Here is a 13,570-nt window from a genome sequence, read left to right on the forward strand (position 1 = left end):
GCCGAGATAACCCCAACGAAATCTCAGCGAGCCAGCCGCCCCGGTACAAGGGACAATAGAGCGACCAACTCCTCTACGAGTCCGTTACCCACAAAGTTGCCGGAAATCGTCAAACACGCCCTTGCGGGGCGAAGCTTGCGCGCAAAGCTGCATCATGAGGGCAGCGGTCTATCTCTTAGTTGTCGCGGCAATATCTATCCGCACTGCAACAGCCGAAACGCGTGATCGCCTCGACCCGCACCTTGTCGCCGATCTCCTTGGCCATATCGAGCGCCTTCTGCTTGTCCTTGGTAGTCGGCACGGTCCGCCAGTGCGGCTGTCGAAGACGCTGACGATGTAGGTTGTGGCCGGCTCGTCGTTCATCGCCAGGGCTTTTGCTTTTTCCTTCATTCACACGCTGCGATCATATTAGCATTAGTACATATATTCGCCAGCCGGCGCGCTGTTGCTCACAAAACCGCCTGTCGGTTAGGCCCGGCGTCCTATTCACATCCCAATCTATAGGTGCCGGGCCGCATTGCTTGTGAAAGCATTGGCTAAAACCGCGCGGCCATTGCGGTGGAACCTCGGGCGCCTGCTTCGCTGAAGGTCAGGGTCCGGCTAGGGCTCGATGGCGTGACCCGAATCTTAAGCGAAATGACGCGGCCTTATCTCTGCCGAACAGCTTCCGATCTTAACCATAAGACAGGCAAGACTAAGGTCTTGCGCCCTGCCAGCGAAGGTCTGATGTTACCGCTTTAGTTCCGCGAATGTCCGTTGGACGTTCCATTACTTTAGCTAAACGTGATATTGGTCATTTGGTACCGTTCACACCTTGGCGCTATCCGGCGGTAGGGGAATGGCTAGCGGACTTGTATCGCCCCGCCCCTCCACAAGGCGGGCCGTTCGCGTTATGAGTAACCTGATTGGGATTGGGGCTTATGTCGCGAGATACTGTAATCTCACTATTCCCGACAGTAGCGATGGGCGTTGCTACTGTCGTGTGCATATTCTTGCAAAAGTGGTACGCGATCTCGCGGGGGCGTCTCGTCCGCATATTTTTGTTGGTGACGCTGGCGACGGCTTTTCTTGAGATGCAGATAGTGACGGCTGTTACGGGGAGAGAGGATCACCACCCTATCTCGACCCACCCCCAAACCAGCGGATGAACTCCACTTCTTTCCCGGTGGCATCGGCGGTCGCCAGGCAGCTTTCCTGTGGCGAACACCTGTTGCACAAAAAGTCCCATCCTATGAAACCATCGGCTCCTCCGTTCGTTCTGAGCACCGGTTTGCGAGTGGAAGAGAAGCAGTGCCATGCCCTTGTCCGACGAATTGCGCGATGTACCGGTCGAGTTTCATTGTCCTGTCTGTTCCTATCCGACGGTGAGAAAGGGCTCCTGGCTGAAGACGATCGGCAGCTTCAAATGCGATGGCTGCGAGACGAAGGTGCGGATTGGCTACGAAGAGAAGCTCACGATTTTCGAACGTCACCTGAGAAAACGTTAGCCGAACAGCCCAGCCATCCTGATGCATCGAACCCGTGATTATGCCCGAGCCGGTCGATCAGCGCCTGAATATCGAGCTTGGTCGACGGTCCGCGCGCGCTAATGCCTTGCATTTTAGCCTAATTGAATATGAGGTGGTCATGAAATTCCGAGCGGGGGCTCATGACCACAGACCTATTTCTGACCGCTGTCGCGGCATTCTCGATTCTCGTCCCGCTGTACTTCATCCTTAAGTGAGGCATTAGGCCCGCCCTCGGCCTCGCCAGCGCGTGTTTCCCGCCGGCCGCGACCTACGCGGCCGACGCTTCCCGCGCGTCCTGGCGCCCGCCTGTGGCCAGCCGCAGTGTCTGGTTGCCCTGCAATCTGCTTGAACGCAGAAACCTCGCCGCTCCATTTGCGAAGCGGCGAGGTCCGCCCCACGGCCCCAACAGCCGGCATTGCTGACAGTGCAATTGTTGGGCCAGCGGCAATTGATCCATTATGGGACAGAAGCACCGGTCGCCGCATGTTTACGCGGCCGCATCGTCCGGACCTCAGTTGCCGCCGCAGTGGTTGACGCGGCCCTCAATGCCGCATTACAGGAATGAACAGCGAACCGGTCGGGAACGCCTTCGGTGCCAATCCGGTGCCAACCGCTCAAAAACGGCCGATAGCGAAAGTCCTAAGTGATTGAATAATCACAACGGAGGGATGGCCGAGCGGTTTAAGGCACCGGTCTTGAAAACCGGCGTGGGCGCAAGTTCACCGTGGGTTCGAATCCCACTCCCTCCGCCAGATGTAATTGATTTTGTTTGATAATTCTTGTTTATTAAATTGTACCCACCAAAATGCCCATCAATCGAAATGGCATTGATTCGGACGGCGCACGACGGGATGAGACAAAGGCAAAGGCCTCCGATGATGTTTCACGCTGTCGCAATACGATGCAAAGCCCGCCATCAGGAGCCAAGCGGCCATCCCGATCATCTCGCCCTGCGCGCGCTGGCTTTCAACCTGCGTTGGCTTTTGGTTGAATCATCTGCTCAAAACTTGGGGGAGCTTTTCCGGTGCTGGCGCCATGGCCGGTGCAGATTTCTTGTTGTCCGGAACGTATAATGGATGGTTGGTAGTCATATTCCACTCGGGACTATTCAAATAGGTCTGCAGAGGCTTCAACGATTCCGTGGCGATGAATTTGATAGTTTTCTGGTCGACGGTGTACCCAGCTTTCTGCTGGGCATCCTGGATAGTCGAAGCCAGCACCGCTGTGTCGGGTGCTTTTTCCTCGACCTGCGCCAGGTCGGTTTGCGCGTTCGACAGATTGGTCTGAAGTTCCGAAATCTTCTGCTCCTGTTTCTTGATCACAAGTTTGGCGCCGGCAACCTCGAGGGCGACCTCGCTCCATTTGAACATGCTCATAAAGATAATTCCGGCGAAAAGAAGCGCGACGGCAAAGGTCCTACCTGTGTCTGTTTGTGATATTTCCAGGCCGGCAACGCCTTGGAGACGAGCCCCACTACGAAGGCTATCGAAGTCATTGTCAGAATTGCTCTTGGATCCATCATTTCCCCCCAGGTCAACGTGTGAAAGCGCATGCCGGCCATCAACAGGCGGCTGTCGTCCGGACTAATTAGTGTCTCGCGTTGCCGGTAGCGCCAGACCGCGGTGGCCCAGCAATACCGGAACCGCGTTTGCCAATCATGCGGCCCAGCTTTTTGAACTGCACCGGTTCGCCGGGACGGACGAAAGCGTAGCGAGGCGGAAAGGATTGGAGGATCGCACCTTGGCGAGCGCGCGGCACAGACCGTCGGCATCGGCCGGCGTCAGGATCAGGTGAACATGGTTCGGCATCAGGCACCATGCCCAGACGCCGACATCGGCGGCACGGCAATGCTCGACCAGCAGATTCTTGTAGAGTTCATGGTCCTTGGGCGTGAAGAAGACCTTGGCGCGACCATTGCCCCGCTGCGTCACATGATGCGGCAAACCGGGAACGACGATACGGGCAAGGCGAGCCATGTACTCAATCCAGGAGTGACGGACTTTCATAGCAAGCATGACAGGCAATTAGTGCACTGTCACCGTAATTCGGCGTCTATTCGTATTTTGTTCTCTGCTCTGATCTTAAGTAGGCTTACCCATTCGTTCGAATCATTCCTTAATATTTCAAAAATTGGCCAACTTGGAGCCGTTTCGATTATACCAACTAGGGTCCACGAGAGGCCAAAAAGATCATCTGATCCGAATAGTCCTACTAAATGGACTGCTTCCTCATCTGTTATTGGTTTTTGTATCGATTTTAACAATAGCTGTATCCGCTCAACAATATCTATTGTCGCTTTTCGCGAATCAGGAAAAGTGCCTATCTCCAATAGCTCAGTAATTTCTTGTCGCATCATCTGCCTTCACTTCCTCATAAGATCAGGGAAATTTTCCCTATAGTATGACGTTAGATCGTTTAATCCCTTATTGTATTTCGATCCAACAATGCTCCTTACATCTGCTATGTCCTTCGCGAGCACGTCTCTGAACGACAACGCCCGATCTCTGATCGCAGTTCCGATACCCTTACCTGCAAATGTGCGTGTCATTTCATGTTCCGCCTGGTTCACTACGAGTGTCCCACCTTCTGCTCGTGTTGTAAAACCCAGTGCGGCCTGCGGCATATGATGCAGTGCTAGGTCGTCTCCGATAACGGAGCGTGTTCTAAGGGTTGCAAATTCGCCTGCTTCCCCAGCCTTGACAGGGCCCATGGGAACGCCCCCGGTACCGAGGCCTTTTATGTTGAAGCCATCAACATTTTTGTCTGGCCCAACGATTAGGCTGCGCACATCCTTATTGAGCTCTTCCTCGGAAAAATGTTCTGGATCGCTATAATCCGGTACGCCACCCGGTACGTCATCAGCAGCCACGTTCGAGCTATCGGAGTCTTTTTTCTTGTCCTTGGTCCCTGCGTTCGCGAGGTCTTTTGCGGCTTGATCTCCAGCTGCCTGAAGATTCTTTGAATTTGCGCTGTTGTCCGCTGTTTTGGTGCCACCGCTCGCCTCGTTTGCCAGCGGATCATTGCCTTCATTTGGATCAATGGCATGTCCATTCGGATCGCTCTTATTGACGGGATCATTCTGAGCATAAGCATACCGATTGGTGCCAACCCCAGGCAATGTCGGGTCCCAATCATCAGGCGAGATGAACCTTCCCAGCACCGGATCCATGTACCGCGCATTGAGATACATCAGCCCGGTCTCTGGATCGAAGCGCTCGCCGATGTAGCTCTTCTGCGTCTGGAAGCCGGTGTTCAGCCGCTCGCCATAGCTGGCATAGTTGGTGGCTTCGGTGATGGCGCCTGAGCTGTCGGTGACCATGCGCACCGAGGCCAGATGATCGCGGTGCAGGAAGAATTTTGCCGTGCCGACCACCTTGATGTCGGGGTGCGGATAGCGGGTGTAGATCTCAGCGCCAGGCGTCGCCGGATCGATCTCGACCGAGGCGTCGGGATAGAGTGTGGTGGCGAAGGCTGAGGCTTTTCTCACTCGTGCGCCGTCTGGCCCATAGGTGAGGTTGACGGTGTTGGAGGCGAGCGTGACCGTCTTCAGCCGGTTGGCCTCGTCCCAGGTGAGTGTCCGGCTACCATCCGATGTGAGATTGCCATTGGCGTCATAGGCCATGGCATTGGCGCCGATTGATGTTGGTGCATGCGGGCGTGCTGCGCTCGCCGCCGGGTATGTGTAGGTGCCGGCCACACGGCTGCGTGAGGTCATGTTGTCGTTGGCGGCATAGACGAAGGTTTCGTCGAGCGTGTTGTCGCCCAGATTGTCGGACGAGGTCAGCCGGTCGGCATTGTCATAGCCATAGGTCCAGCTGTCGGATGCGGTCAGCCCCGTGGTGCCGGTGATGCGGCCGAGGTTGTCGCGGGCATATTGATCGTCGAGAAGAACCGTTGCGCCCTTCGACGTGGTGACCCGCGTCACCCAGCGCCGTGTCGGCGAATAGGTGAAGCTCGTCTTCACGCCATTGGCGTAGTTGATCTCCTTGGTCTGGCCATCGGCCTCATAAAGCGTCGAGGTGATGAAGCCGGGTGCGGCGGCAAGCCTGTTGCCGGCGGTGTATTGCAGCGGAGTGGCAGACGTGCCGAAGTCGAGCTGCACCGGCAGGTATTGCGTGGCGATCGTCTGCCCAGAGGCATCGCGCACGCTGGTCGTGGTGTGGGTCAGCGTGCCGATCGTGGCATCCTGGCGGGCGACCTTGCCGAAGCCGTCATATTTGTAGCTCTGCGTGGCCGCTGCATTCTGCGAGGTGGTCAGCTGTCCGATGTTTTGGAAGCCGGCTGCCGCTTCGTCATAGGTGTTCTGCGTCAGGATAACCGCGCCGCCGGAAGCCGTTGCCGTCTTCAGCGTCAGCCGGTCCAACTGGTCGTAGCTGAGCGTGGTGACCGTGCCCCTGGCATCGGTCTGGCTGATGAGGCGATTGGCGGCATCGTAGACATAGGTCCAGGTGCCGAGATCGGGATCGGATGCCGACAGCCGGTTGCCGAGCAGGTCGTAGGTGTAGGACCAGTTGGAACCGCCTGGATCGCTGACGCTGATCAAGCGTCCCAACCGGTCGTAGTTGCGGATCTCTCGCAAAAAGAGGCGCGTGGCATCGCGGATGACGACCACAGGGTCGCCATGCACCCAATTGTAGATGGATGTCCTGTGGCCGAGCTCATCCTGCATGAGTACGCCGGAGAGGACCGGGTTTACGCCGACGGTGCCGGGATCGAGGACGTGGTTGTAGGTCCGTTGGCTGGCATCGGGATTGACCGTCTTCACCAGCCGGTCGGCCCAGTCGTAGCTGTTGGTGGTCCACTGCGCAGTGTCACCGACAAACCTCGGGAAGGCGGTGCGCAGCACATTGCCGCGTGGGTCAAAATCGGTGTCGGCAATGCGCCGGGCACCAGCCGCCGTCTCTCCGGGCGTCTCCACCCGATAAACCCGGCCAAGCCCGTCATAGTAGGAGCGGGTAAAATCCTCGCCGGCGCCATTGGGCAGCGGCGTGTATTTGACCAGCGCCTGGGTTGCCGGATTGCCTTCATTCTCGAAGCGCGTCTTGGCATAGGCACCCGTGACGCTCTGCGAGATCTGGTAGGGCCGGCAGAAGGGATCGAAGGTGAAAGTCTTCACCAGGCCGTTGAAGTCGGTCTTGGTCGCCGGCAGGCCGCAGACTGTATTGTAGGTCGCCGTCGAGACAAAGCGCGTATCCGCCGTCTGGCCGCCCGTCGCAAAATAGCGCGGCGCCCGCTCGGTTATGGGATAGAGGTGATAGGTGGCATCATAGTCCCACTCGGTCTTGTGACCGAGGCCGTTGGTGGCCGAAATCTTGTTGCCGTAGCTGTCATAGGCAAAATACTGGAAAGTGGTTTTCTGCGGGCTCGAATAGATGTCGTTGAAGCTCACTCGCAAGGTGAGATTGCCCTTAGTCGGCGGGGTCGTGTTATCGGCGTGGTTGTTGTCGTAGTAGTTCGAGATCCAGCCAATGTATGGAAATGACCCATCGAAACCGGCTTGCGTTGTCTCGGCGCGCGGCAGTGACACGATATAGGCTGCGGTGTTGGGCGCGAACAATCGAGCCGTTCGCACCTCGTCGCCGCTGACGTCGGTGCGGCCGTAGTCGTCCTGGACGATGACGTTGTTGTAGGCGTCGAAAGTGCGCACGACCCGAGTGGCCAGCGAGATGTTGGTGGTCAGCCCCGTATCGGTCTCGGTCAGCGTCGTGTCGGTCGCCGTGTTCTGCACCGTGTATGGCTTGCTCGCCGTGTTGACGACATAGGTTTCGGCCACCTGCTTGTGGACGGTGCCCGCGCCATCCTTCCACACCGTCAGCGACGGTAGGCCATAGCTTGCCAGGTCCTGGCGATAGGTGGTCTCGATCTTCGACGGCGCCGTCTCGCCATTGGCCAGCGGTTTTGTCTCGACGATCGAGGCAAAGCCCAGGAACTTGCGCGCCGCCGGATCGTACTTGCCGCCGGCATAGCTGTAGGTCGACACCGCCGTCTGGCCACGGCCGTCGCCGACCGAAAGCTTCGTCACCGCATGCACCACCTGCGGCAGGTAGTTGTTCGCCCAGGTCGACGACGGCGTGTACTCGGCCGCGACCGTGCCGCCGAGTTCCGTTGTGATCTGCTTCAACAGATTCGGGTTGCCCGTGCCGGCGTTCGAGATGAACATGTGGGTGTAGTCGGTGAAGTCAGGCAGCCCGTCGCCGTTGAAATCGCCGACAACCGTGCCAGCCGTCAGCGCCACCGGTAGCGTGAACTCAACCGGCGTCATCGCCGTCGACGACGGCCGCAGCGAGAACACCCGCACAGGGCCGGTCCGGTATGGCTGGGTCGTGATGGTCCCGCCGATGGTGATGACCGAGGCCTTGCCACTGTTGTCGAAATCGCGAAGCACCGCAGTCGGTCCTGGCAGCGACCCGACGCTGTAGCTCTTGAAGCCCGTCCCGGTCGATAGCCAAACAGTGGTGCTTCCGTTAGTGCCGTTGTATTGAACAACGTCCGTCGCACCGTCGCCATTGACGTCGGCCAAAACGCAACTACCAGGTGTTCCTGACCCCATGAAGAAGCACCTGATGGGGAACGAGGTCCCGCCGGGCTGCCAAGTACCGTTCGAGAGCGCGCCTTTCTGTGGATATCCGACTAACCCCAACAGCGGCTGCTGTTTTCCATTGCCAAGGAAATCGCCGACGCCGATCACAGGGTAAGTGGAACCGTTGGGGTTCAGGGTATCGACTCCGGCCCCGTTCGCGTCGGCAACGATCGGTCTGCCGGTTGACGCAAGGGCACTGCAGACCGCTTCGTAGCCCGCCGGTGCTCTCAATCCGCAACCGGCCATTGTCAGCGCCAGTTGCGGATCGCTCGTAATTAACGAGCCGCCGATAACGGTCCTGGTGCCGCCATTTTGGCCGAATGGCTCTGAATAGGTCGTTTGAGTGGCAAAATCTGTGGTGTTCTTATTTGCAAGGAAACGACCGGAGACCACGAAGGATTGATGATCGTCAGGAAGGACTACATCGTGCGACTCCACTGTCGCCGAGGCAGTGCCTGACAACCCTCCGTTGGAGGCGAATTTGTAAATCCAATCAGCGGTTGTTTCGGTGGTGGTTGTCTCGCCGCTACTTCCACCGCTGTGTCGAGTGCTAGTGGTTGAGGATTCTCCGTAGATTTCGTCGCGGCCGTCAAAATCCAAATCGCCTACCGATCCCGGTGAAAGCGCCCCGCCGAAACCGATTGAAGCGCTCACCGTCGAATACACCCCATCCGCGTTCTGATACGCCAACTGTGCGATGACCTTCGACGTGCCCCCGGTGATGGTGCCGTCAGCCGTGCCGGTGGCATCGGTGCCGTAGCGGGTGACTTGGGTCAGTCGCGAGGTGTTGGAGAACGGCGCCTGGTCGTAGGTGAGCTTGTAGGCGCTGCGAACAACACCGCTGACCGTCACGCCGATCGTCTTGATGCGCTGGCTGGTCTCCGAGATGTCGCGGCCATTGCCCATCAGGATCATGTCCGGACGGGTGTCGTAGTAGAATTTTACCAGCGTGCCGTTGTAGCTGACGCTGTCGGGATAGCAGACCGGGCTTGCCGGACAAGTATAGCTGTAGCTGACCGTGTTGCCATTGGTGTCGGTGACCGAGGTGAGCAGCCAGCGGTAGCTCATCGCAAGGTCATAGGCCGGCGTGCCGGCGGTTGGCGTGAGGTTTGCAACGGCCGCCACCGAGCGGAAGGTCGACACCGTGCCGTCGCGGTCTGTCACTTTCCATTCATTGGTGGTGCTGTTCAACGCGATGCGGCGATAGCTCTCATTCTCGGTCGCATGCGTGCCGCCGGTCGAGCAGGATGGCGAGACCATGCCGGCAACGCAGGCCACCATCGCCTGACCGTCGAGCAGATAGATGTCATTGGCATCATAGGCCGGCATGCCATAGCCGGGCGTGGCCCGTTCGATGACGTCAAAACCGTCGAGGCCCCAGGCATAGCCGAGCCAGCCCTGATAGAGGCCGCCGGTCTTGGTCTTGCGCGAGGAATTGTAGTTGAGCGCGATCCGCGGCTCGATGCCATGGAAGGCGGGAACGTCGATGGCGATCGAATAGCCCAGATTGCCGTTGCCCGAACTCTTCGGCAGATCCACCTTTGGCGTGCCGACCGCCTCAGGATCGCCGCTGGTCGTGGTTGTCGCGGCGGCGGTGACCGTGGCCTGTGCCGCGGGCGCGGCCTGCGTATCGGTGGTCTTTGCCGCGGTGCCAGCCTTTGCGTCGGTTGTCTTGGCATCTGCGGGCTTGACGTCGGCGGCGTTGGCATCAACCTGCTCGGCGCCGACCTTGGCCGCCGCATCCGGACTGCCGGTCGCTGATGAGCCAACGCCGGTTGATGGCGTCTGCGCGGATGAACTCGACGGGCTGCCCGAAGCCTGTGCGCCGGCTCCCAGCGCCGCCCCGCCATTGCCGTAGCCGGCAGCAGAGTTTCCTGCAACTGCGGAAGAGCTTTGGTTCTCCTGCGCAAGTGCTGCCATTCCTGCACTTTGGCTAATATAGGAGACGGCAGAAATATCCGCGCCAACAACACTTGCGGCAAGAAAAGCCGCACCAACAAGCAACCGGTTCATGAGTCCCCCAAGCCAAGTTGCCTATCGGTACTCGCCTTTCATTTGCTGGATACGACATGAGCCCATCTCAGCATGGATATCCACAGTAAATTTTACGTGAAGAGCACGCATCGCACCTGTCGCAAACGCAGTTCTCCATGCCTTGGCGCGGCAACAACTTGGCGCCGACGTTCGTCAAATGTCAGTTTCACCCCAAAGGCGCCAATGTCACGCGCTCTGATATCGCTCGTTCCCCGCACCGCCTTCACCCGCCAAATGTGAGAGGGGCTTGCAGAATGGGTGCTTACGATGTCGAACAACTAGAGGGCCAAGTTAGGGGCGCACTCCTCGCGGGACCCAGGTCACATAGGACTGGGGTGATTGTTCTGGGCGGCTTGAGTGGCAGTGTAGATCTGGTCCGAGCGGGCCTTTTTGCTGAGACGGGAGCAAAGGCCTCGGCACTGCAATGGTTTGGAGGTGCGGGTCAGTCGCCCGGAATATGCGAGATTCCTTTAGAGACGTTCGTGGCCGCGACGGATTATCTGCTTTCGAAGGACTGCGAGCGCATTGTTTTCGTGGGGACTTCGAAGGGAGCGGAAGCAGCATTGCTCGTTGCCACGATTGATCAGTGCGTAGATGCCGTCGTTGCGATCAGTCCAAGTTCCGTCCTTTGGGGCAATGTTGGCCCCGGTATAGATGGAATAGCATGGCCAGAGCGTTCGTCCTGGTCTTTCGAGGGATCGCCTCTGGACTTTGTTCCGGCCGATCCTCACTGGGAGCGTGACTATCGGGACGGGTTGGTCTCCCATCGGTCGCTTTTTGAAAAGCGCCTCACCGCCGACCACCATGCCACTAGGCGGGCACAGATTCTTATCGAGAGAGCGTCCGGGGACGTGATCCTCGTCGCGGGAGGCGACGATGCACTCTGGCCATCAGACACGTATGCGCGAGACCTTGCCCGCCGTCGGGAGGCACATGGCAAATCTATGTCGCTCGTTTTTGAACTGGACGCAGGACACCGCGTTCTGCTGCCAGGCGAGGCGACACCCAGGTCAAAACTCCAGGCCCATGGTGGCCGAGACGAAGCGGACGCAAGGCTAGGCCAGAAAGCCTGGCAGGTGATAGCGCCGCTGCTTTGATATAGTCCATTTTGAGTCAGAAGTGACGTTCGGCGTCCATGATCGTTCGCATGGGATACGGCGCCGTCGCCGATGCGGATGAAAGGTCGCCGACAAATGGATTACCTAGCTGTCGAACGCATTTCGTAGAAAGGCTTGGACGTCACTTATCGATTGTTCGGCCGCCGCCGCTTTGTACTCCACCCGGTCACCATAGTCCTCGGTGCCGATCTTCAATCCCGGAGAGGCAAATGCATGACGAGCGCCCTTGAAGACCTCAAGCTTCACGGCGCTTCCCTAGCCGCTGCGCTCAGCCAACATCTCCTGGCATTTCTTGGCGGGGTCCAATCGTCAAGTTCGCCGATCAGGATCAAGGTCGGGACCGCATCGGCGGATGGGATATCCGCATTGGGACGGGCACGAATACGAACACGATTTATCCTCCCGCGCCTTCCTCATCTGGCCATTGAGGACCTCGGGTAACCATGATCCGTCCGCCCGTGCGGAACTTGTTCATCACAGGGAGCAGCGGCCGCGCGAGCTTCCGATTGTCCTGATGGATGAGACCGACCGGACTTACATAAACGTCGCTGCGGTGGATCATGAGGCCGCGCAGTGGGAGCCATCCCGCCTCACCCAAGTTCCCGACCAGCCCGCGCCGCAAAGCATTGGTGACGATATCGACCAATTCGAGACCGGACTCAGGCTCGCTCGAAAATCGAAAGCTCTCGCGATACATCAATTGGAGATCGATGCCCGCTACGTAGGTTCGATCACCAGGCGGCGCGACGTCGCGGAGATAGGGCGGCAGTTCGGCTAGGATGAAGCGCCGAAAATGCCGATAGTCGCCGCCGGGTAGCATTGCGCCTGGCCGTTGCAGGGACATGGCCTGTAGCCATATGACCAAGGTCCGCGACCACCAATCTTCCCAATCGGTGACGACGGCTGGGTCTTTTGCATCGACTATCCAATGGAACTCGGCAAGTTCTTTGGGGAAACGCTGGCAGTGATACACGATCATGTCCTGCATGATCCGATAGAGCAGGTCGACCATCACTGCGCCTTGCACATACAATTGGCCAGAGAAGCCGGCCATCCTCGCCTGTAAAGCGGCAACGCCGTCGCGCAATTCCTGCGTGTGGCCGTCGGTAAGGTGGGCGGCTAGGCTGGCGCTCCGGCGATCCCGGTGCCCAGCTATGTCGTCGGACGTATGCCCGCAAGGTCGATCATCGATGCGCAGAAGATCGCACCGTTCTTGCGCAGCAATTCTACCACCATCGCAACCTGCACTTCGTTGAGCTTGCTCCCTTTCACCTCCCCTTTGCCGTTTTTCGGAAGGTTGACGCGTAGCCGCTTATATCTCCTGAATAGCTTGGGCATGCTGTGCGAGGTGAGGATCAACGCACCAAGCGTCGAGACAGCGGGCAAGTCTGCGCCAACGCCCGTGAAAGTGCCGGACTCGTCGATGAAGATATGCAAAGCCGCCTCCCGTGGAGAACTCTAGCGCGTCCCAGGTGGCCACGGCGTAGGAATAGTGCCCATCTTCATCATGCCCAGCCCTGGAGCTTACGCCACGGTATCCAATGATATCCTATGGTATAGGCATCGATCGTGGGCAGTGAAATGGCCAAGGCGTAGACGGGAAATGGCGTACCGAATGGCCAGATGGCCGAGGTGCAACGCGCCAGGCAATTGAACCTACTGCAGTTGCGGTGGAGTCGGCACGGAGGCCAGCGCGTCATTGGTCGCGGTTTGCTTCGCCCTTAGGTCCGCGACCTGGGCCTGTGCGGCGGTGGCATCATTCTGCGCTGTCGTGAGCTGCGACTGCAATACGGTATTGTCATCGGTCAGCTTCTGCACCTGGCCCGCCGGGAGTGGCCGACGAACCGAATTCCGGGACAGCCTCTTTAGCCAGCGTGGCGCCGAGCTCCCTTCGCGATCGGCACTCTTCGGAGCCGGGTTCCTAGCGGACGATCACTTTTCAACAAGTGGGGCCACAGACCGCTTAGCCGTACGGCGTCGAACGCCGAAATCGGCTTCCATTTCGCTGACGGGCCCCATATCCGCCGTATCCAAATTCTAGACCCTTCCTAACCGACGCCCGGCCGCAGCTTCGAGAGCTGATGAAATATCCATCTATCTGTCCGTCTTGCGTCGCTACATACTCGCAGCGCCATCGGATGAGATAGCGCCGGCCCTCAGGTCGGCGCTATCAGATGAGGCGGTTCGTCTCGGCGATCTTCCACTAGGCCGTGAACTCATAATGCGGAATGATCGAGATGGTGGTGGAAGCGGACGTTGACATCAATCTTCGGGTGCTCAAAAAAGGGCGCAAGGATGGATGCGCCGTGAGTGGTCTCCGATGATCGATG

The 13,570-nt window shown here is 58.5% G+C and carries 10 protein-coding genes and 1 tRNA gene; 3 read left to right on the forward strand and 8 right to left on the reverse strand.

All coding sequences use genetic code 11. The annotated features are described in order from the left end of the window. Positions 1-175: 175 nt before the first annotated feature. Complete coding sequence (locus tag CKW40_RS45415; protein WP_280175410.1) at positions 176-301, reverse strand: hypothetical protein; 126 nt, start codon at positions 299-301, stop codon at positions 176-178. 994 nt (positions 302-1,295) lie between these two features. Between CKW40_RS45415 and CKW40_RS29675 the strand changes: the two genes are divergently transcribed. Continuing rightward, positions 1,296-1,487, forward strand: a complete 192-nt coding sequence (locus tag CKW40_RS29675; protein WP_095203364.1) for a hypothetical protein — start codon at positions 1,296-1,298, stop codon at positions 1,485-1,487. Between the two features lie 683 nt (positions 1,488-2,170). After that, a tRNA-Ser gene (locus CKW40_RS29680) sits at positions 2,171-2,260 on the forward strand. A 240-nt stretch (positions 2,261-2,500) separates the two neighbouring features. Here the strand turns inward: CKW40_RS29680 and CKW40_RS29685 are convergent. The 3 genes from CKW40_RS29685 to CKW40_RS43960 all read right to left on the reverse strand — a co-directional run bounded on the left by CKW40_RS29685 (position 2,501) and on the right by CKW40_RS43960 (position 10,008). Beyond that, positions 2,501-2,884: a hypothetical protein gene (locus CKW40_RS29685; protein WP_095203365.1), complete on the reverse strand. Its 384-nt coding sequence runs from the start codon at positions 2,882-2,884 to the stop codon at positions 2,501-2,503. Between the two features lie 279 nt (positions 2,885-3,163). Continuing rightward, positions 3,164-3,484 (reverse strand): transposase, encoded by a 321-nt coding sequence (locus tag CKW40_RS29690; protein WP_244571327.1) that lies wholly within the window; start codon positions 3,482-3,484, stop codon positions 3,164-3,166. A gap of 386 nt (positions 3,485-3,870) precedes the next feature. Continuing rightward, on the reverse strand, positions 3,871-10,008 hold the full coding sequence (locus CKW40_RS43960) for an RHS repeat domain-containing protein (protein ID WP_179298158.1): 6,138 nt from the start codon (positions 10,006-10,008) through the stop codon (positions 3,871-3,873). 368 nt (positions 10,009-10,376) lie between these two features. Here CKW40_RS43960 and CKW40_RS29705 point away from each other — a divergent pair, with 368 nt between their 5' ends. Beyond that, entirely contained in the window at positions 10,377-11,219 is an 843-nt protein-coding gene (locus tag CKW40_RS29705; RefSeq protein WP_095203366.1) for an acyl-CoA thioester hydrolase/BAAT C-terminal domain-containing protein, read from the forward strand. Positions 11,220-11,324: 105 nt separating this feature from the next. Here CKW40_RS29705 and CKW40_RS44700 read toward each other — a convergent pair whose 3' ends face one another. From CKW40_RS44700 to CKW40_RS43965, 4 genes are all read right to left on the reverse strand, one after another. Continuing rightward, entirely contained in the window at positions 11,325-11,486 is a 162-nt protein-coding gene (locus CKW40_RS44700; protein ID WP_244571328.1) for a hypothetical protein, read from the reverse strand. A gap of 148 nt (positions 11,487-11,634) precedes the next feature. Beyond that, the gene (locus CKW40_RS29715) at positions 11,635-12,252 is read right to left on the reverse strand and encodes a hypothetical protein (RefSeq protein ID WP_143748384.1); all 618 of its coding nucleotides are present in this window, start codon (positions 12,250-12,252) and stop codon (positions 11,635-11,637) included. A 140-nt stretch (positions 12,253-12,392) separates the two neighbouring features. Next, positions 12,393-12,677, reverse strand: a complete 285-nt coding sequence (locus CKW40_RS29720; RefSeq protein WP_095203368.1) for a hypothetical protein — start codon at positions 12,675-12,677, stop codon at positions 12,393-12,395. A 219-nt stretch (positions 12,678-12,896) separates the two neighbouring features. Further along, a complete protein-coding gene (locus CKW40_RS43965) occupies positions 12,897-13,058 on the reverse strand; it encodes a hypothetical protein (protein WP_179298159.1) in 162 nt (53 codons plus the stop codon). Between the last annotated feature and the right edge of the window lie 512 nt (positions 13,059-13,570).

This window comes from Mesorhizobium carmichaelinearum, assembly GCF_900199455.1.
In the GTDB taxonomy this organism is placed as follows: Bacteria; Pseudomonadota; Alphaproteobacteria; order Rhizobiales; family Rhizobiaceae; genus Mesorhizobium; species Mesorhizobium carmichaelinearum.